12 protein-coding genes are annotated in these 20,869 nt (G+C 47.4%); all 12 read left to right on the forward strand.

Annotation, left to right across the window (positions count from 1 at the left end; genetic code table 11):
* Positions 1-1,659 (forward strand): Rib/alpha-like domain-containing protein (locus tag E5983_RS10020; protein ID WP_160332615.1); only part of this gene is annotated, 1,659 nt, incomplete at its 5' end.
* A 223-nt stretch (positions 1,660-1,882) separates the two neighbouring features.
* Positions 1,883-3,133, forward strand: coding sequence for an accessory Sec system protein translocase subunit SecY2 (secY2, locus tag E5983_RS03960; protein WP_160332616.1), 1,251 nt, complete (start codon positions 1,883-1,885; stop codon positions 3,131-3,133).
* Positions 3,134-3,150: 17 nt separating this feature from the next.
* Positions 3,151-4,734 (forward strand): accessory Sec system protein Asp1, encoded by a 1,584-nt coding sequence (gene asp1 / locus E5983_RS03965; protein ID WP_160332617.1) that lies wholly within the window; start codon positions 3,151-3,153, stop codon positions 4,732-4,734.
* Positions 4,731-6,308, forward strand: coding sequence for an accessory Sec system protein Asp2 (gene asp2 / locus E5983_RS03970; RefSeq protein ID WP_160332618.1), 1,578 nt, complete (start codon positions 4,731-4,733; stop codon positions 6,306-6,308). The genes asp1 and asp2 overlap by 4 nt, the downstream gene beginning before the upstream one ends.
* On the forward strand, positions 6,305-6,844 hold the full coding sequence (gene asp3 / locus E5983_RS03975) for an accessory Sec system protein Asp3 (RefSeq protein ID WP_160332619.1): 540 nt from the start codon (positions 6,305-6,307) through the stop codon (positions 6,842-6,844). Before asp2 ends, asp3 begins: the two co-directional genes overlap by 4 nt.
* 1 nt (position 6,845) lies before the next feature.
* On the forward strand, positions 6,846-9,227 hold the full coding sequence (gene secA2, locus E5983_RS03980) for an accessory Sec system translocase SecA2 (RefSeq protein WP_160332620.1): 2,382 nt from the start codon (positions 6,846-6,848) through the stop codon (positions 9,225-9,227).
* A gap of 10 nt (positions 9,228-9,237) precedes the next feature.
* Positions 9,238-10,752, forward strand: a complete 1,515-nt coding sequence (gtfA, locus tag E5983_RS03985; protein WP_160332621.1) for an accessory Sec system glycosyltransferase GtfA — start codon at positions 9,238-9,240, stop codon at positions 10,750-10,752.
* On the forward strand, positions 10,736-12,049 hold the full coding sequence (gene gtfB, locus E5983_RS03990; protein ID WP_160332622.1) for an accessory Sec system glycosylation chaperone GtfB: 1,314 nt from the start codon (positions 10,736-10,738) through the stop codon (positions 12,047-12,049). The genes gtfA and gtfB overlap by 17 nt, the downstream gene beginning before the upstream one ends.
* A 9-nt stretch (positions 12,050-12,058) precedes the next feature.
* A complete protein-coding gene (locus E5983_RS09715; protein WP_202056411.1) occupies positions 12,059-12,226 on the forward strand; it encodes a hypothetical protein in 168 nt (55 codons plus the stop codon).
* 129 nt (positions 12,227-12,355) lie between these two features.
* On the forward strand, positions 12,356-13,648 hold the full coding sequence (locus E5983_RS03995; RefSeq protein WP_160332623.1) for a DUF308 domain-containing protein: 1,293 nt from the start codon (positions 12,356-12,358) through the stop codon (positions 13,646-13,648).
* A gap of 432 nt (positions 13,649-14,080) precedes the next feature.
* A complete protein-coding gene (locus tag E5983_RS04000; protein WP_160332624.1) occupies positions 14,081-14,593 on the forward strand; it encodes an HdeD family acid-resistance protein in 513 nt (170 codons plus the stop codon).
* A gap of 517 nt (positions 14,594-15,110) precedes the next feature.
* Positions 15,111-20,869, forward strand: a 5,759-nt coding sequence (locus tag E5983_RS04005; protein ID WP_160332625.1) for a G5 domain-containing protein, incomplete at its 3' end; no start/stop codon positions are given.

A 20,869-nucleotide genomic window follows, 5' to 3' on the forward strand; every position in this document is an offset into this window, starting at 1 on the left:
GAGTCAGTAAGTGAGTCAGTGTCTGAATCAGTCTCCGAGTCAGTGTCTGAGTCAGTAAGTGAGTCAGTATCTGAATCCGTGAGTGAGTCAGTATCCGAGTCCGTAAGCGAGTCCGTAAGTGAGTCTGTCTCCGAGTCAGTAAGCGAATCAGTATCAGAGTCAGTATCAGAATCGGTAAGCGAATCAGTATCAGAATCCGTAAGTGAGTCAGTGTCTGAGTCAGTAAGTGAATCCGTGTCTGAATCCGTGTCTGAGTCAGTAAGTGAGTCAGTATCAGAATCGGTAAGCGAATCCGTGTCTGAGTCAGTGTCTGAATCAGTATCCGAGTCAGTAAGTGAATCCGTGTCTGAGTCTGTGAGCGAATCAGTATCAGAGTCCGTAAGCGAGTCAGTATCTGAGTCCGTGAGTGAGTCAGTATCTGAATCCGTAAGCGAATCAGTGTCTGAATCAGTCTCCGAGTCCGTAAGCGAATCCGTATCTGAATCCGTGAGTGAGTCAGTATCAGTATCTGAGTCCGTATCTGTATCAGAGTCTGTAAGTGAATCAGTATCAGCATCTGAGTCAGTGTCTGTATCAGAATCAGTAAGTGAATCAGCATCAGCGTCTGAGTCTGTATCTGAATCTCTAAGTGAATCTGTACAGACAGACAGCAACCAACCAAGCCCAGTTGACCAAACGGTTAATGTTGGTGATCCAGTTGATCCATCTAAATCCATCTCTAACCTCGGAGATCTTCCAGTAGGTAGCAAGGTTGAGTTTGAAAGTCCAGTAGACACAAGCACAGCCGGTGATAAACCAGCGACAGCTCTTGTAACCTACCCAGATGGTTCCCAAGACAAGGTTTCTGTAACGGTTAAGGTTGTTGAAAACCCAAGCCAAGCAGACAGGAACGAACCAAGTCCAGTTGACCAGACTGTTAAAGTTGGTGATCCAGTCGATCCATCTAAATCCATCTCTAACCTTGGAGATCTTCCAGTAGGTAGCAAGGTTGAGTTTGAAAGTCCAGTAGACACAAGCACAGCCGGTGATAAACCAGCGAAAGTTCTTGTAACCTACCCAGATGGTTCACAAGACAAGGTTTCTGTAACGGTTAAGGTTGTTGAAAACCCAACCCAAGCAGACAGCAACCAACCAAGTCCAGTTGACCAGACTGTTAAAGTTGGTGATCCAGTCGACCCATCTAAATCCATCTCAAACCTCGGAGATCTTCCAGTAGGTAGCAAGGTTGAGTTTGAAAGTCCAGTAGACACAAGTACAGCGGGTGATAAACCAGTGACAGTTCTTGTGACCTACCCAGATGGCTCACAAGACAAGGTTTCTGTAACGGTTAAGGTTGTTGAAAACCCAACCTCCGAGTCCATATCTGAATCCGTAAGTGAGTCAGTAAGCGAATCCGCATCAGAATCTGTAAGCGAGTCCGTATCAGATTCAGTAAGCGAATCCGTATCTGAACCCGTAAGTGAGTCTGTATCCGAATCGATGAGAGGGTCGCTTTCACGGAGTCAATTGAAGTCCATGACTCAAAAAGTCGCGGCCGATCGTTTGCCAAATACAGGTGATGAATCGTCAGATGCTCTTGCTTGGGCAGGTTTGGGTGTCTTGGGCTTAGGATTGCTGAGTCGTAAGAAACGTACCACTGAAGAGGATCTAGTAGACTAAGATTCAAACTGGTTTCCATTTATATCTATTAAACGTCTTTGTGAACAAAGGGTCATAAAGATCCAGAAGGACATCGATTCTTCTTTGAGCTCTCTGTTATTTGTAGGAACATTTAGCAGAGAGCTGTTTTTGTATTGTACTCTGGAAAATGCTACTCGAACCAGTTTGTGCTTGGTTAATTTCTTGAAATAGAAGAGGTATGAGAAACAGAAATGGATAAAGAATGTATACGATCAGAAAAAAATGGGCTAGTAGCCTCCTATTGAGAAAAATGATTTGGACCTTACTGATTGTACTGGTCTACATGATTGGGCGTTTTCTACCAGTGCCGACAGCGGTTGTCAGCCAGGAAGTGGCCAATCACCATTTGCTAAATAATCTGGCCACTGTGACAGGTGCTCGTATTTCGGCTATGACCCTGTTCTCGCTCGGCTTGAGTCCTTGGATGACCACGATTATTATTTGGCGCTTTTTTACGGTGTTTAATCTGTTTAAACAGCAGACCCAGGCTCAGATCTATCGTTACCGGATGCTTTTGACCTTGGTGGTCGGGGCGATTCAAGGTTTGGGGCTAACAGCGACTGCTGACCTACGTGAACTAACCCTGTTGGGTCTGTCAGGAGATGGGCCGGCTATCTGGGTAACGATTCTGATTCTGATAGCGGGTTCCGTCGTTTTAACCTGGCTCGGCAATCGGAATGCTGAGCGAGGATTGGGCGGTATGACCATCCTCATCTTAGTCAATATGATCTTGGCCTTTCTTGAAAATGGTCTTAGCTTTTTTGCGGAAGTACAGCGCTTTTCGTGGAGCTTGCTCGGTCAAGTGCTGGTGTTTCTGTTGGTTTATGGGGCCTTGGTTCTGATGACGGTAACCCTCTATCGGGGGGAGTACCGCATTCCGATTAAGCGGGTTGGACTGAATAGTTCCTACAACCAGAAAAGTTATTTACCCATTCGGGTAACCCCTGCAGGAGCCCTGCCCTTTATGTACGGAATGACCTTGATGATGTTGCCGGCCTATCTTTTAAATGGACTCCGCTTTCTCTATCCAGAGCAGGAGTTCTTGAAAGTCCTAGTGGCCAATCTAAATTTGAGCCAGCTACCAGGAGCCCTGTTCTACATCGCTCTCTTATACGTCTTGGCGATTGGCTTTGCCTATTACAACTATGACGCCTTTGATATTGCTAAAAATATGCGAAATAATGGAGACTATATTGAGGGGGTTCAGCCTGGGAAGGCGACCAAGCTTTTTATCCAAGATAAGGTCAATAGTCTAGCGCAATTCGGGGCCTTGACCGTGATTGTGATTGGGGGGCTACCCTTGCTGTTCTTGCTCCTTCAGGGAGAGCAGGATGGCTCTGTCAGCATTGCTCTCTTGATCAACAATGCCTATATTGTTTCCAGCTTGCTCTTAGGGGTGATCGAGCAAGTGAACACCATTCAAAGTTGGAAACAGTATAACCATGTCATTTAAACTAGAAAGGACCTGTCATGTTTTATTTCATCCCTTCCTGGTATAATCAGAGTCGGCCCTGGTACCACAATACCCAGCTCTGGTTTCGCATCTTGGAGCAGATGACCTTTGATGATACAGTAAACCAGCTTAAAATGTTTCATCAGGCGCAAGAGAAAGCAAGCTTGCTGGTCTTGAACTACCAGCCCCAATTTCGCTACTATCTGCATAAACAAGGGCTGCTACAGACCCCTTATTGGTCTTTCTTTGATGATATTCAGAATATCTCGTCTGTGCATGTTCGGCCTGTCTCTTTTAAGGAGTTGAACTGGCCAGCAGGAGTGCAGTTTTTATACAGTCCTTTTGCCGTTGTGGCTCGTTTGGAGAGTGTCGATTTAGCCATCATTCATTTTGCCCAAGATGGAAATCTGTTTTTTATCGAATTTTTGGAAGAAGGGCGTTCCGCTAAGCACTACCTCTTTGATGACCGAGGCTTTCTTTCGTCGATTCTCTACTTTGATGCCACAGGGCAGGAGTTGTATCAGGATTACTTGAATGAGGGTGGGATCTGGCAGGTGCGGGAACACCTGCAGCCTCATGAGTTGGGGCAAATCGAGATAAATCCCTCTGGCGATCACTCCTTTCAAAAGCCTTATTATGCTGATTGGCCGTCCCTTATGCGGGAACGTTTGGAAGTCTTAGCTCAGACGGAAGTGGGGCCAGAGGACAAGTTGGTCGTGGCCAGTCATGCCCAGCACAATGAGTTGATTCTGGATGTGTTTCCAGGGCAGCAGAAGATCTTTTCTTTCTTTGGGGATCGCCTGGAGCTTACTGATAGCCCTACCACTCGCGTCTTGCTGGAGCAGGCGAGTTTGGTGGTGGTTGATCGGAAAAAACAAGAAAAGGCCTTGCGTCCGTTACTGGTAGCTGCTGGCAGAAGTCCTAAAATGCTCCTGCGGATCCCCCCTTATGATACCCGTTTGCGCCTGGGTCACAGCCAAATGCTAAGGGAACAGAAAATCTATTTTTATAGTGATCCCCTGTCTCAGGAGGAATTAAAGGCTACGCTCGAGATTCTCCTAGCCTTTATGGCGCAACAGGAGGATGTGTCCTTGGCCTTGGTCACCTTTGATAGAATGCGGGATTTTGGGGACTTGGAAACTTGGCTGACTCATAAAATCCAGAGTCACTATGATGTCGCGGATTTCTTCCAAGTAGCAGATGAAGGTAATGAAAATCAATTGGAAGAAGACGAGGTTTTAGAGTTTTCTCGGATTTCTTTTGAGCTGTTGACCAACGAGACAGACATGATTAAGGCCCTGGATTCAGCTCGGCTGGTCTTAGATCTAGGGGCAGAACCCGATCTCTATACGCAAATTGCGAGTATATCGGCCGGACTCCCCCAGATTAACCGTGTGGCCACAGAGTTTGTCAGCCACCAAAAAAATGGCTGGATTTTGAGTCCCGAAGCGGATCTAGCCAGCGCTCTCCAGTTCTACCTAGCTGGTTTGGCCAATTGGAACCAGTCTTTGGTCTACAGTGTTCAAAAAATGGCAGACTATACCAGTGGACGGATTCTGGAACAGTGGCAGGAATTACTGAATGAGGAAGCACAGCTATGAAAATTTTACAAATTGGCTCTCAGTCCTGGGCTGATCAAGTTGAACAAGTTCCAGCAGAAATGGACTGGTACTGGACCAGGATTGAACAGTTACCCGCTTACTTGGAGGAGCTAAGAGAGGAGATGCGCGCTACTCTCCCACCTGCAAAGGAGGGACAAGCTCCTGCCAAGGTTGACCTGCGCTTTACGGCCGTTATTGTAACGGAGTGGGTCGAGGAAGCGGCGCTTGAGCCCCTGACGAATTTGGTAGAAGCCTATGGCCTCTATGTTGATGAGGGAATTAGGCTAGCTGAGGGGGCTTTCGATGGTATTTTTAGACGGAAACGCCTACGCCCATTGGGAGTCTCCGGGGATGCCCAGCTCAAAATGGATTTTTTACAGCTGACTCATTTTGGCAGCCAGTATGGTGCCAAGCTCAAACTTGCAGATATCGACATCAATCCGATCTTTCAAGGTCAGGTGTCCTACGATGGCCAGGTGGCGATTCATCTCGAAGGGGATTTTGGGGCAGACTTTCAACCACTGTTGACCTACCGCTATAATTTGAGCAGCTTTCCAGTCGCCCTAGAAATCTGGTTAGAACATTTTAAGCTGTCAGGGAATCCTCAAGTGCGGCTGGAGATTACTCCCCTACGTCAGGGTAGCAATTATACGTATTTGCCGCCAATCCTCTTAGAGGAGGACCAACTCCGAGAACCCTATGTCTTACCTCAAGATCCAGACATTGGCTTTTATTCGATTTCTGTTTGGGCTAAGGGACAGGGGAAATTGGGTTTTGGACCGCTCCACTGGCGCTATTCCCGTTTAGGCCTGGGCCGCTTTGTCCTGGGGGGTGAACGGTACAGTGATGCTAAAAAACAAGAGTTTATCTACTATTTCAATCCGGGTGATCTCAAGCCGCCACTCAATGTTTACTTCTCGGGTTTCCGGACGGCAGAAGGGTTTGAAGGTTATCGGAATATGAAAAGACTCCAGAGCCCCTTTTTGCTAATCGGCGATCCACGGCTTGAGGGGGGTGGCTTCTATATTGGTTCTGCCGAATTGGAGGCCAAAATTGTAGCGGTCATTCAAGAGTCTTTAGACTATCTCGGTTTTGCCAAAAAGGATTTGATTCTATCAGGTTTGTCCATGGGCACCTTCGGGGCCCTCTACTATGCAGCAGACTTTGATCCCTATGCAGTGGTGATTGGCAAACCCTTTACCAACCTAGGGGATACCGTTGAAGCCATGAAACTAAAACGTCCCGATGAGTTTGAAACCAGTGCCGATGTTTTACGCAATGTAACCGGCGGCACTAGCGATTGGCACCTGCAGGAGTTGAATCAGCGCTTTTGGGATAAGTTTAGCCAATCGGCCTTTGAGCAGACAACCTTTGCGGTTGCTTACATGGAAAATGATGATTATGATGGTCAGGCAACCAGTAGGCTACTGACAGCCTTGGCAGATAAGGGAGCCCATGTCTACACCAAGGGGTATGAGGGGCGTCACAATGACAATAGTCCAGCCATCAATAAGTGGTTTCAGCGGCAGTATCTGCAATTGTTAGAAGAAGGTTATGGAAGGAAAAATGGATGAGGAAAGACTTGATACACCGGGTAATGTGGGACCAGGTTTATAGTAAGGATGCCTATCTTTATGGGACCAGTCTAGTCTTTGGCGAGGAAGGGACTGTGTTTGAAAATCAGCGGATGGCGTCTGGGAAATTGATTTGTCGGTTCGATTCCGCAACCAATTACCAAGTCAAGCGGGCATCTCCTAGTTTGCCACTCTTGGTTCCTGGTCACAGCTATTGGCTTGAGATCGCTATTGATGCAGAGCCCCAGGGCTGCTTCTTCCTGGAAGTGACTTACTTTAATCGGCAGGAAGAGCAGTTGGGATTTGAGGTTCTGCGCCAGCATCAGGGGACCATTACGTATCCAGCTGAGGCCTTTCGCTATACCTTGACCGTGAAAAGTGCGGGTGCAAGTCGGCTTGTGGTGAAGGGAATTTCCATCTACACACAAGAGACGGTCACATCCTTTGGGCTAGACAAACCGCTTGAAAAGCGGTACCTGGCTGAGGAGTTACCTGCTGATTTGTATTTGGTTCAAAATTTAATAAAAACAAGATGATATGAAAGAAAAAGGATTCTTATTAAATCGCTTAAAATTAAGAGAAATTGGTCGGATAGTCGATCAGATTAATGGGCTAAAGGAGGAAATGGCCCGGCTGAGCAATGAAGAGTTGGCGGCTTTAACGCCTGCTTTTCGCCAACGCTTGGCGGCGGGGGAGAGTTTGGATGACTTGCTAATCGAGGCTTATGCAGCCATTCGGGAAGCCAGTCGCCGGGTGCTAGGACTGTTTCCCTTTGATGTTCAGGTCATGGGAGCGATTGCCTTGCATCAGGGCTACATTGCAGAAATGAAAACGGGGGAGGGCAAGACCTTGACTGCGACCATGCCTCTTTATCTCAATGCGCTGTCCGGTCAGGGAGCCATTTTGGTGACCACCAATGATTATCTAGCTCGGCGGGATGCCAAGGAGATGGCTCCGGTTTATGAATTTATGGGCTTGGCTGTTGGTGTTGGGGTCTTTGCTCCAGATGAGGTGGTTGAGGTTGCCGATAAGCGGGCAGTCTATGCAGCAGATATTACCTATACCACCAGTACCGCTCTAGGTTTTGACTACCTGGCAGATAATTTGGCGGCAGATGAAGCGGATAAATTCTTACGTCCCTTCCATTATGTGATTGTCGATGAAGCGGATGCGGTGCTGTTAGATGCGGCGCAGACGCCTCTGATTATTTCAGGCTTTCCTCGGGTTCAGTCTAATCTCTATACGATTGCCAATCAGTTTGTTTTAACCTTGGAAGCGGAGCGGGAGTTCCGTCATCTCCAAGAAGACAAGACAGTCTTTTTGACCAAGGACGGGATTGCCTATGCCCAAGCTTATTTTGACATCTCCGATCTTTACGGGGCGGCTTATTTTGAATTGAACCGCCACATTAACTTGGCTCTCAGAGCCCACCATCTCTATAAAAAGGATGTGGATTATGTGGTGGAAGCCGAGGAGGTCAAACTCTTGGACAACCGGACGGGGCGTGTTTTGGAAGGAACCCGCTTGCAATCCGGGATCCACCAGGCTCTAGAGACCAAGGAAGGGGTGCCCCTTAGTCAGGATTCTCGCTCGGTTGCTTCGGTCACCTACCAAAGTCTCTTTAATATGTTCCCCCGCATTGCGGGCATGACGGGGACTGGGAAAATGGCCGAGGACGAACTAATTGCCACCTACAAGCTACCGGTGCTGGTGATTCCGACCAAGGCCCCGATCCAGCGAATCGACTATCCCGATAAAATCTACGTGACCCTGCCTGAAAAACTCCAAGCGACGTTAAACTATGTGCACGCTCTGCACCAGCGCCAACAACCGGTGCTTCTGATTTCAGGAACGGTTGATATTGCCGAGATTTACTCACGGATGCTACTGCAAGAAGGGATTCCTCATAGCGTTCTAACGGCTAAAAATGTGGCCAAGGAGGCCCAAATTATTCAGGAAGCCGGCCAGCTAGGAGCTGTCACGGTGGCGACCTCCCTGGCCGGTCGTGGGACCGATATTAAGTTGGGTCCTGGAGTTGCAGAACTGGGCGGTCTGGCTGTAGTCGGAACCGAACGGATGGCCAATAGCCGGATTGACTGGCAGTTGCGAGGACGGGCGGGTCGCCAGGGAGACCCAGGTCTGAGCCAATTCTTTGTTTGCTTGGAAGATGAGCTTTTGCGCCAGTATGGTAGCAAAGGCTTGAGTCGGTATTTTGAAAAAAACAACCATAGCCAGCGGGCCAATTTTGGCCAGCCGCTTCAGGGTGGACGTTTTAAACGGGCCATCCGCCAGGCCCAGGAAAAGAGTGAGGACAAGGCGCAGATGGCGCGCCAGTCAACGATTCAGTTTGATGAAAGTTTGCGGATCCAACGCCAGCAGATCTACCAGTTGCGGGATGACTTGATCTATAATCGGATTGATTTGGGAGCGCGGATGGATGCCATTTTCAGAGAGACCATGCAAGACTTTGTGGACCGCCACCCGCAGTTGAGTCAGCAGGACTTACAACGCTATATTTTGGATTACTATTCCTACAAAAATCAGCTTGCTGCTCAGGAGTTGGATCCCCAGGATTCAGCAGCAGTTCTGGCCTATCTTTGGAGCCTCTACCGTAGAGAGCTGGCCAAAAAGCAGGAGTTTTTGAAAACCGAGGAGAAGTTGGAAGAGTTTCTCCGTTTATCGGTTTTACGGGCGATTGATGAAGCTTGGATTGAGCAGGTCGACACCCTTCAGCAACTCAAGTCCTTTGTACCGATCCGCCAAGTCGCTCAACGGGATATGACATCGGAGTATTTCCGGGAATCCTTGGAATCCTATAATCAGATGGCCCACCGGGTCAAGGAGGGCATTGTCCGCAATGTCATGTTGAGTACGATTGAAGCTGACCCGGAAAAAGGTCACACCATCTACTTTGTATAAGAGAGGACCTATGACAGTTTATAGTATCAATCTTGGCATTGGCTGGGCCAGTAGCGGAGTTGAATATGCCCAGGCTTACCGGGCTCAGATTTTTCGCGAACTAAAACAGCCGGCCAAGTTCATCTTTACGGATCTGTTCCAAACAGAGAATCTGCAGCACTTCACCTCTAATATTGGTTTTAGAGATGAGGAAGTCCTTTGGCTGTATAGCTTTTTTACCGATCTTAGGATCGCTCCCAGCACGTTTTCTAAGGCTGATCTCGAGGCAACCTTTACAAGTCCGGTGTTGAAAACGGAGACTGGTCCCAAATTGCTGCGCTATCATCTGGGGCCAGACTTCTACGTCAATGCGAGTCTTTGTGGGGACGAGGAACAGTATGTTCAGCGCGTGGAGTACGTGTCCAAGGGCAACTTGATTCGGAAGGATTACTACAGCTACACTCGCGTTTTTAGTGAGTACTATGCTCCGTTGGAAGACAAGCCCCAACTCTATCAACGGCAGTTTTTCAATGAGGATGGCAGTGTCGCTTATGAAGAGCTAATCTCCAATCAGCAGTCGCTGTTTCGTTTTGCGGATCGCCTGCTTGAAGGGAAGGAGGCCCTGCTTGCCTATATGTTGGAGCGCTTGCAACTGGAGGCTCAGGACCTGCTAATCTTGGATCGGGCCAGCGGTATTGGCCAGGCAGTTTTTGCCCATAAGGGTCCAGCCAAGCTGGTAGTGGTCATCCATGCAGAGCATTACAATGCCAAGGGCACAGATGCCTACAATGTACTTTGGAACAATTATTATGAATACCAATTTACTAATGCGCATTTAGTGGATGCCTTTATTACCTCTACGGAAAAACAAAAAGAGGTCTTGGAGCAGCAATTCAAGACCTACAGCAAGCACCAACCGCGGATTACAGCTATCCCGGTGGGAAGTTTGAGCCAATTGCGCAGGCCTCAAGGTCAGCGTCAGGCATACAGTCTGATGACCAGCTCCCGTTTGGCGAGCGAGAAACACATTGATTGGCTAGTGGCTGCGGTGGTTGAGGCCAAGAAGACCCTGCCGCAATTACGCTTTGACATCTATGGTGAGGGAGGCGAACGCCAGAAATTGACTCAGATGATTGAAGCAGCGGGAGCCCAGGACTATATCCGCTTAAAGGGGCACCAGCAGCTAGCAGATGTTTACCAGCAGTACGAAGTCTATTTGACCGCCTCAACCAGTGAGGGCTTTGGCCTGACCTTGATGGAGGCGGTGGGATCGGGTCTTCCCCTGATTGGGCTGGATGTTCCCTATGGCAATCAGACCTTTGTCGATAATGGTCAAAATGGTTTTCTGATTCCAAGGCCGGAGTCTGATGATTCTGCCTATCTGGCCCAAGCCTTTGCCCAGCAGATTATTGCCTATTACCAGGCGGATCGGCAGGCGGAGGCTCAAGCCCATTCTTACCGAAAAGCAGAGTCGTTTTTACATGAGCGTCTGGCCCAAGCCTGGGCCCAGTTTATTGAGGAGGTCAGCCATGCTAAAACTCTATGATCGTTTGACCCAGGAGAGCCTAGATTTGGCTTACTCCCTGCAGGCGGCGGGGATTGAGGGGCCTAGTATTGTGTTGCAAGATGATGGTTTTTTGCCAGATGGCTTCACTTCACCTTTTGACTTCTTTGCTAGCCAATCTGAGGAGGAAGCGACCCCTCTTTATTTTAATGAAGTTGTTGTTCCCGACTATTGGCAGATTCGGGGCACCAATCAGCAGGGGGAAATCTGGAATTATGGTCAAAAGAAGGCAACGATTTACTATCAGGAACCCAAGCACTTGCGCTTGGTCAAAACAGTCGAATGGTTGAATGATCAGGGGAAGGTGGTGGTTGCTGACCACTACAATCGTTGGGGGCGCTTGTTTGCGAAAACGTATTTTAATGCGAATTTGGAAGTGACCCATAAGCACTATTTTGATGCGGACCAGCGGCCTTATTTATTGGAGAATCTGGTGACAGGAGACCTCTTGTTGGAGTGGCAGGGGCAGACCTACGCTTTTGCCAAGAAGGTTGACTTTTACCTCTTCTATCTGCGGCAGTCGGGTTTGGATCTGTCTCAAATAGCTTATAATTCTTTGGGCATGCCCTTCCTCTTGACCTACTATTTAGGAGGACAAGGTCAGGATATCCTCTTTTGGCAGGAGGAGATTGGGAATCAGATTCCTGGGAATATGCAGCTGCTACTTCAAGGCCGCCTGTCCCGTTCAACCCGGATTTTGGTTCAAAAAGCAGGAGCTTACCAGCAGCTGCAAGACTTGCTAGAGGAGGACCAAAAAGCCTCGGTGGCTCAACTGGGCTACATTTATCCGAGCCGAGCTGAAAATGGCAATCGGAAGGAAATCTTGATTTTGACCAACTCGGATCAACTGGAAGGTTTGGATGTGCTCTTGGAGCACCTGCCGGACTACCGCTTCCATATTGCAGCCTTAACGGAAATGTCCCAAAAACTGACGAGCTATGGCCAGCGCACCCAGGTACAGCTCTATCCCAATGCAGGACCTGCCCAAATCCAAAAGCTGTTTCAGGCTTGTGACATTTATTTGGATATCAACCATGGTTCAGAAATCATGGCTGCCCTTCGCCAGGCCTTTGAGCATAACCTCTTGCTCGTCGCCTTTGCTCAGACCTGCCATCAGCCAGCCTTGCTCTTGCCAGAAGCCCTCTTTGATTCTCAAGATCCGACTAGTCTGGCCAATTGGCTCAAGGAGCAGAAAGACCTGGCAGCAGTCGTCCAAGGTCAGCGGCAACATGGGAATCAGGCAACACCGGCAGACTACCAATTATTCTTGAAAGGCTAAAGAAGGACTATGACGAAAGAGAATCCACTTCTAAACCAGGATATTGAACAACGAATCCAGCAGGCTCGGTATCAAAAAGGGGAGACCGAGAAAAGCAAACGCTCAATCTTCTATCTAACACTTGTCTGTTTGGTCACCCTGTCTGTTTTACTGTCTCTCCTCCGTTATTTGCTATAGGAGAAGGCGGGAGATTAGTATGTTTTGAAAACGGTATGAAAGCAAGGCTAGTTCTTGATTTTATACCGTTTTTTGCTTATTTTTGATTTGTGTTATAATGATTTGTAATTTGAAATTTTTGGAGGTTTTATGATACGTTTGGCAAGGTTAGGTCAGAGTGGACGTAAGGCTATTGTTGAGGGGATTTTTGTGATTCTTCTTGGAGCTTTTCTGATTCTGGGAGGACAGGTGGTGCCCAAGGTGGGGTATCAGCTTTTCTTTTTATATATTTTTGGCTCAGCTCTCTGGACTTTGATCAATCGTTGGTTTGGAGGTAAGGAAGTCCAAGAGAACCTTTGGATTACCTTGGGCAAGTTGGTGGCTTCATTGGTTTTCGGAGAGATTGCCTTGTTGGAGAATATGGCAGTCTATTTATTGGTTTATGCGATTGCCTTCTATCAAATTTTTACCGGTGTTGTGAATTTAGTGACGTGGTTCTTGTATCGACAGAATGGGATTCCCAAACGATTTCGGTATTTGACAGATGGTCTAATCATGACTGGTTTTGGTGTTTGGAGTCTTTCTCCCTACCATGATGCTAATGAATTTCAGCTGTTACTTTTGGGTTGGTATTTGGTAACCTTGGGTATAACTCGCTTACGGGATGGTTTGTTCTTTGAACAGGAAATGCAACAGAACCATTTAAAACGCAGGGTACGGGTGACCCTTCCCATTTTTTTAACGGCTTTAATTCCAGCTGCGACTCTCAATCGTTTAAATAAATTTTTACAGGAGAATGCAGAAGAATCTGCGGCAGAAGCATACAATCAATCGAAGAAGGAGAAGACTGGTCAAATCGAAGTTTTTATTCATACGGCCCAGACCAATTTTTTTGCAGCGGTTGGGCACGTTGATCTTTGTTACCAGGGGCGCGTGATCTCCTACGGTTCCTACGATCCTTCCTCTGAGCGTTTATTTGGAATGGTGGGGGATGGGGTGCTTTACAAATGTGACCGAGAATCTTACATCGATCTATGCAAGCGGGAAAGTCAAAAGACTCTATTTGGCTATGAAATTGATTTAACTCGGGAGCAGGAAGAGGCGGTCCAGTCTTATTTGGCTGACTTAGATCGAATCTTGATTCCTTGGGAACCACCTGTGACCAAAGTGCAAAAGGAGGATGGGGCAGAGGAGCACACCTATGCTTATAAAATCCGTCATGAGACCAATGGAGAGCTCTATAAATTTAAGGAATCTAAGTTTAAAACCTACTTCGTTCTCAGTACCAACTGTGCCTTGCTAGCAGATACCATTGTTGGTCAAGCAGGAACAGATATTCTAAGTCCAAAAGGATTTATTGCACCGGGGACTTACCAGACCTACCTGGAAACGGAATTTGAAAAACCCCATAGCCTGGTGGTGGCTAAAAATGTTTATGCTTGAAAAATCTGATGTCGGATAAAAAGAATTGACAGAGGCATAAACTTTGTTCATTTCATCGATAAACTAAAGTCATTTAACAAGCCTTTAGGCCGAGAGAGGGAAAGAAATCGCTTCAGTTTACAATTTGAAATCAAGACGTGTAACGAACTTTTTTCATGCAATTTTCTAAAAAATTTTCATGGTGAATCTTGTTTTTTTTTATTGAGATAGTCTATACTAGTCCAAGGTAATGCCTACTGAGAATCAGACTCAGAGTGCTCACAAAATTTCAAAAAATGGTTTGGAAAGTTGACTAAGATAGAATTGAGGTTTATCCAAGATACTTGACAAGGTCGGGTTTTGAAATTCAAGGAGTATTAAAAGATCCGTCTCAACAATTAATATAGAAGAGACTTGGCTAGAGCTGATTATTTTTAGTTACAGGAGTGTAAAATGTTTAGACGTTATTCATGGTTGTTGATTTTGGTTGGGATTCTTAGTCTCTTGGCTGGTTTCTGGGTTTTGAGTCATCCCGGTATGGCCTTGGCTGGTCTTGGGACAATGGTTGCATTGTTTTTCTTGGTTGATGGAATCAGCCATGTGGTGCAATATTTTACCAATGAGTGGAAGAGTGGCTGGAGTCTTTTTAACGGAATCATCACAGCCTTCTTGGCTACAATGCTCTTGACAGATGGTTTTGGTGCTCGGACTCTCTTTATGGCAACCATGATTGCTTTCTGGGTGCTCATTTCTGGAATTACTCGTCTGATGATGAGTTTCGATGTGAAAAAACTCGACCGTGCTGCCGGATCAACTTTGATGTGGACTGGTATTTTGGGGATTTTTACAGGAAGCCTGATGATGACGACTCCCTTGTTTACGGCTCTGATGGTGTCTTACATGATTGGATTTACCTTTATTTATCAAGGGATTTCATCGATTGTACTCTATTTTAAAGCTAAATAAGCGCTTGAGGTTGGATTAATATCCAGCCTCTTTTCTTATGCTCTTTCTATCTTGTTAGCTTTGACTTGCTTCACTTTAGTGATGCCTGCGTTTCACTGTCTAGTTTGAGTAATGATTTTAGAGTTGGATGTCGGGTGAGTATTCTGATGTTTGATTTCATTAAGGATCAAAGTTCCTAGTATAGGCGAAACAAAAGTATTTTTGCACACATATACAATGCAACTTAATCTTTTTGATAGGATTTTTTGAAAAAGTGGTATGGATGTGCTATTCTTATAAGTATAGAATGTTGAATGGATACTCAGACTTGTTTCAATTTGCACGGAGTTGAGACGCCTTAGGGAAGTTCTAGCTAGCAGTGTGAACTCAGATGAAGAGTATTCGGTAGTCAGATTTAGAGGCATTTAAGAATGGCTGATAGCTGATAGGTGAAGTGCAATCCTTGTCCTAGCATTCTGTAGAAACTATTCTTAAATGACTAGATGTCGATCAAATATTGAAATAAAGAGGGACGTTAATGAATCGGGAAAGACTGCAGCGGTTTTCGTTGAGAAAGTTATCGGTAGGACTTCTGTCGACGACGATTGGAAGTGTATTTCTACCAGTCACAGAGCAGGCCGTCTGGGCTAATGACCAGGGTGTTGCTGGAATTGGTTATAAATATGTGACAGAAGATGAGTTAACTGAGCAAGAACAGCAACTCATTATTCGGGAATTGCCCAAGTACCATGAAGGTGAAGTTCGTGAATACTACCTGGTTTATCGCTTGGATAAGGAGGCTGCACTTGACAATCTTCCTGACACAGGTAGTCAGGAAGCGAATGCACTCCTTGGGCTTGGTGTAACGGCTTTTTTGATTATCGGTTTAGCCTTTGGTAAAACGCGGAAACAAAAAATAGCCTCTGTCCTCCTGGTAACGGCGGCTGGAAGTGCCGTTTTGGCGACGGATGCTTTTGCGTTAATCAATGAACAGTTGGCTCGGTATAATCAAACGGTTCACAGTCAGGCTGATGGCCAACTACCCCTGCCGTTAGAGATTCCAGGCCACAAGTATATTGGCTATTTAAAAGTTGATCAGTTGGGCAATATCTTGCCCTTAAAGACAAGCAGGCCCTTTCAATTGGAGTCCATCAACCGTTTGGACTCCTTGTCAAATCCAGAGTCCTTTGTCTTGAATGTACCAGCGGTCTTGGGGCCAATAACTCCGAACCGTGAAGAAACAGATGCGACAGTTGTAACCCCTAAGCCAGTGCCGGTAGGGCCAACGAAACCAGCTGAGACTCTCAAACCAGATGTTCCAGTGACTCCAGAGCCACCTGTGGTTGTTCCAGAAGTTCCAGTGACTCCTGAACCACCTGTAGTTGTTCCAGATGTTCCAGTGACTCCTGAACCACCTGTAGTTGTTCCAGAAGTTCCAGTGACTCCTGAACCACCTGTAGTTGTTCCAGAAGTTCCAGTGACTCCAGAGCCACCTGTAGTTGTTCCAGAAGTTCCAGTAACTCCAGAACCGCCAGTAGTAGTTCCAGAGGTTCCAGTAACTCCAGAACCGCCAGTAGTAGTTCCAGAGGTTCCAGTAACTCCAGAGCCACCCGTGGTTGTTCCAGAGGTTCCAGTGACTCCAGAGCCACCTGTGGTTGTTCCCGAGGTTCCGGTAACTCCCGAACCGCCAGTAGTAGTTCCAGAAGTTCCAGTAACTCCAGAACCACCAGTAGTAGTTCCAGAAGTTCCAGTAACTCCAGAACCACCAGTAGTAGTTCCAGAAGTTCCAGTAACCCCAGAACCACCAGTAGTAGTTCCAGAGGTTCCAGTGACTCCAGAGCCACCTGTAGTAGTTCCAGAGGTTCCAGTGACTCCAGAGCCACCCGTGGTTGTTCCAGAGGTTCCAGTGACTCCAGAACCACCTGTGGTTGTTCCCGAGGTTCCAGTGACTCCAGAACTACCTGTAGTAGTTCCAGAAGTTCCAGTAACTCCTGAACCGCCGGTTGTAGTTCCAGAAGTTCCAGTAATCCCTGAGCCGCCAGTAGTAGTTCCCGAGGTTCCAGTAACCCCTGAGCCGCCAGTAGTAGTTCCCGAGGTTCCAGTGACTCCAGAGCCACCAGTGGTTGTTCCCGAGGTTCCAGTGACTCCAGAGCCACCAGTAGTAGTTCCCGAGGTTCCAGTGACTCCCGAACCACCCGTGGTTGTTCCCGAGGTTCCAGTGACTCCAGAGCCACCAGTAGTAGTTCCCGAGGTTCCAGTGACTCCCGAACCACCAGTCATTGTTCCAGAAGTTCCAGTAACTCCTGAACCTCTACCAGAGCAGGAGGGCTTGGAGCTTCGGTATCAGGATCTTGTTCCTGAGACGATTTATCAGGCGGATGAGCAATTAGCCGCTAGTCTGATTCAGGTCATTCAAGAGGGAGTGCCAGGTTCTAGTAAGATTGTCTGGGATACCAATAAGAATGAGTTGGTGAGCGAGACAGTTGTGGTACCCCCATTGAATCGGATTGTCCGTGTGGGTACCAAGCCGACTATCACCAGTCGTGAGTTAGATTTTACAGAAATTCGTCAAGAGACAGACAAGCTTCAGAAAGGGCAGGAACAAATCCATGTTCTCGGCCAAAAAGGCTTAGAGATTACAACAGTTACCTATGACTTGGATCCAGTGACCGGTCAAGTGACAGCGAATGCTCCAGTAGTAGAAGTCCGACCAGCTGTCGATCAAATCCTTCTTGTGGGAACGCAGGATGTCTTGAAAGTGCGTCGCGAAGAGCTCCCATTTAGTATTCGTTACCAAGCCGATGAACAGCTTCTCGCTGGTTCTCGAATTGTCGAACAAGAAGGGGAGAATGGCTTTAAGGAAGTTATTTGGAATCAGAGCAAAAACGAATTGGTCAGTGAGGTTTTACTGCTTGAACCGAGCCCACGGATTATTCGGGTTGGGACAAAGCCAACAATTACCACGCGTGAGCTTGATTTTGAGGAAATCCGCCAGCCAGATTCGACTCTGGAAGAAGGGCAGGAACAGATTCAAACCCTAGGCCAAAAAGGTCTTGAAGTGAAAACAACCACCTACAGTCTAAATCCGACAACAGGGGTTGTCTTGACCAATACACCGGTTGTGGAACGGATACCGGCTATTAGTCAGGTCATTTTAGTAGGTAGTAAGACACCTTCTGTGACTCGCAAAGAGGACGTGCCTTTTGAGGTTCGTTATCAAGCCGATGACAGTTTGGTAGCTGGTTCACGGATTATTGATCAGGATGGCGTTGTTGGCCAGAAGGAAATTGTCTGGAACCCACTAACGAATGAGGTGATCCGTGAGACATTGGTGCAGCAACCACTTGATCAGCTAGTAAGGGTCGGAACTCAGCCAAGCATTAGCAGTCGCGAATTGGACTTTGAAGAGATCCGTCAGGAAACAGCTGACTTGGATGTTGGCCAAGAAGAAATCCAAGTTTTAGGCCAAAAAGGCTTAGAAGTTACAACGGTTACCTATCACTTAGATCCAGTAACAGGGGAAATCACAGCTAACACACCGAGTCTCGAGCGTAAGCCTGCTATCAATCAGATTGTACGAGTAGGGACACGGGATTTGTTGGAAACGCGCCAGGAAGTGCTACCGTTTGACACGATTTATCAGGCGGATGATAGCTTGGAGGCGGATTCCCGTGTGGTCGAGCAAGAAGGAAACTTGGGAACTAAAGAAGTTGTTTGGAACCAAACCAAGGATATACTCGTTGGTGAAACCATTGTCCAACCAGCACTTGCCCGCATTATCCGAGTTGGGGTAAAACCAAGCATTAGCAGTAAAGAGCTAGCCTTTGAGGAGATCCGTCAAGAGGATTCAAATCTCGAGGTCGGTCAAGAGCGGATTCAGACTCTTGGCCAAAAAGGATTGGAGGTAACGACGATTACCTATAGCTTGGATCCAACAACCGGAGTGGTTACGGCGAATGAGCCGCTAGTTGCCATTAGCCCAGCAGTACCACAAGTGGTTTTCGTCGGAACCAAGGATGTTCTAGTGACTCGCCAAGAAGAAGTCCCATTTGAGCAGCGCTACCAAGCAGATGACAACTTGGACTTCGGTGTGCGTCTTGTGGAGCAAGAGGGGAATCCGGGTCTAAAAGAAATCGTTTGGAATCAAACGAAGGATCAAGCAGTCAGTGAAAAACAAGTTCGCCCAGCTCGTCCTCAGCTGGTTCGGGTCGGAACTAAGCCTGTGGTTAGCAGTCGGGAGCTAGATTTCCAAGAAATCCGCCAAGAAGATGCCGAGCTTGAAAAAGGCAAAGAATACATTCAGACTGTAGGTCAGAAGGGCTTGGAGACAAGGACGACGACCTATACAGTTGACCCTCTAACAGGTCTGGTCACAACGAATCCTCCTGTAGTTGAGGTTAGTCCTGCGATTGATCAGGTTCGTGTGGTTGGAACCAAGGAGGAACTTCTTCCGGAACCTCCACAACCACCTGAAGAAGATCAGCTGGAGACACGCCAAGAGGAACTAGCCTTTGCAATTCGCTATCAGGCAGATCCAAGTTTAGAGGTCGGAGTTCAGGCACTTGTACAGGAAGGAGTCAAGGGAAGTAAGGAGATTATTTGGAACCAAACCAAAAATGAATTGGTTCGTGAAACGGTTCTTACAAGCCCAATTCCTCAGCTAGTTCGTGTCGGAACCAAGCCTATGGTAACCAGTCGGGAGCTAGATTTCCAAGAAATCCGTCAAGAAGATGCGACCTTGGATAAGGGGCAAGAACAGATCCAAACCCTGGGTCAAAAGGGGCGTGAGACAACAACAGTGACCTATACTCTAGATGAGCGAACAGGTGAGGTCACAGCCAATGCTCCTGTCGTGGAGACTGTGCCTGCTGTTGATCAGGTGCGGTTAGTTGGTGTCAAAGATATCCTGGAGACGCGTCAGGAGGAGCTATCCTTTGACACTGTTTATCAGGCAGATGATAGCTTGGAGGCGAATTCCCGTGTAGTCGAGCAAGAAGGAAGTCTGGGCACCAAGGAAGTTGTTTGGAACAAGACCAAGGATGAACTTGTCCGTGAAACAGTGACTCTAGCTCCTGTTAACCGTTTGGTTCGTGTCGGAACCAAGCCTGTGGTTACCAGTCGGGAACTGGATTTCCAAGAAATCCGTCAAGAAGATGCGACCTTGGATAAGGGTCAAGAACAGATTCAAACCTTGGGTCAAAAGGGTCGTGAGACGACAACGGTGACCTATACTCTAGATGAGCGAACAGGTGAGGTCACAGCCAATGCTCCTGTAGTGGAGACTGTGCCTGCTGTCGATCAGGTGCGGTTAGTTGGTACCAAAGATATCCTGGAAACACGTCAGGAAGAGTTATCCTTTGAAACCGTTTATCAGGCAGATGATAGTTTGGATGCGAATTCCCGTGTAGTCGAGCAAGAAGGAAGTCTGGGCACCAAGGAAGTTGTTTGGAACAAGACCAAGAATGAGCTTGTCCGTGAAACAGTGACCCTAGCCCCTGTTAACCGTTTGGTTCGTGTCGGAACCAAGCCTGTGGTGACTAGTCGGGATCTAGATTTCCAAGAAATCCGCCAAGAAGATGCGACCTTGGATAAGGGTCAAGAGCGGATTCAAACCACGGGTCAAAAGGGTCGTGAGACGACAACAGTGACCTATAGCCTGAATGAGAAAACAGGTGAGGTCACAGCCAATGCTCCTGTAGTAGAGACTGTGCCTGCTGTTGATCAGGTCTTGTTAGTCGGTACTAAAGACATCCTGGAGACGCGTCAGGAGGAGCTATCCTTTGACACCGTTTATCAAGCCGATGACAGCTTGGATGCGAATTCCCGTGTAGTCGAGCAAGAAGGAAGTCTGGGCACCAAGGAAGTTGTTTGGAATAAGACCAAGAACGAGCTTGTCCGTGAAACAGTGATCCTAGCGCCTGTCAACCGTTTGGTTCGTGTCGGAACCAAGCCTATGGTTACCAGTCGGGAACTAGATTTCCAAGAAATCCGTCAAGAAGATGCGACCTTGGATAAGGGTCAAGAGCGGATTCAAACCATGGGTCAAAAGGGTCGTGAGACGACAACGGTGACCTATAGCCTGAATGATAAAACAGGTGAGGTCACAGCCAATGCTCCTGTAGTAGAGACTGTGCCTGCTGTTGATCAGGTGTTGTTAGTCGGTACCAAAGACATCCTGGAGACGCGTCAGGAAGAGCTATCCTTTGACACCGTTTATCAAGCCGATGACAGCTTGGATGCGAATTCCCGTGTAGTCGAGCAAGAAGGAAGTCTGGGCACCAAGGAAGTTGTTTGGAA

This window comes from Streptococcus danieliae (genome assembly GCF_009767945.1).
In the GTDB taxonomy this organism is placed as follows: Bacteria; Bacillota; Bacilli; order Lactobacillales; family Streptococcaceae; genus Streptococcus; species Streptococcus danieliae.

Coding starts and splice junctions, on each gene's coding strand:
- secY2 (WP_160332616.1), top strand. CDS start 1,883: ATGTATACGATCAGAAAAAAATGGGCTAGTAGCCTCCTATTGAGAAAA.
- asp1 (WP_160332617.1), top strand. CDS start 3,151: ATGTTTTATTTCATCCCTTCCTGGTATAATCAGAGTCGGCCCTGGTAC.
- asp2 (WP_160332618.1), top strand. CDS start 4,731: ATGAAAATTTTACAAATTGGCTCTCAGTCCTGGGCTGATCAAGTTGAA.
- asp3 (WP_160332619.1), top strand. CDS start 6,305: ATGAGGAAAGACTTGATACACCGGGTAATGTGGGACCAGGTTTATAGT.
- secA2 (WP_160332620.1), top strand. CDS start 6,846: ATGAAAGAAAAAGGATTCTTATTAAATCGCTTAAAATTAAGAGAAATT.
- gtfA (WP_160332621.1), top strand. CDS start 9,238: ATGACAGTTTATAGTATCAATCTTGGCATTGGCTGGGCCAGTAGCGGA.
- gtfB (WP_160332622.1), top strand. CDS start 10,736: ATGCTAAAACTCTATGATCGTTTGACCCAGGAGAGCCTAGATTTGGCT.
- E5983_RS09715 (WP_202056411.1), top strand. CDS start 12,059: ATGACGAAAGAGAATCCACTTCTAAACCAGGATATTGAACAACGAATC.
- E5983_RS03995 (WP_160332623.1), top strand. CDS start 12,356: ATGATACGTTTGGCAAGGTTAGGTCAGAGTGGACGTAAGGCTATTGTT.
- E5983_RS04000 (WP_160332624.1), top strand. CDS start 14,081: ATGTTTAGACGTTATTCATGGTTGTTGATTTTGGTTGGGATTCTTAGT.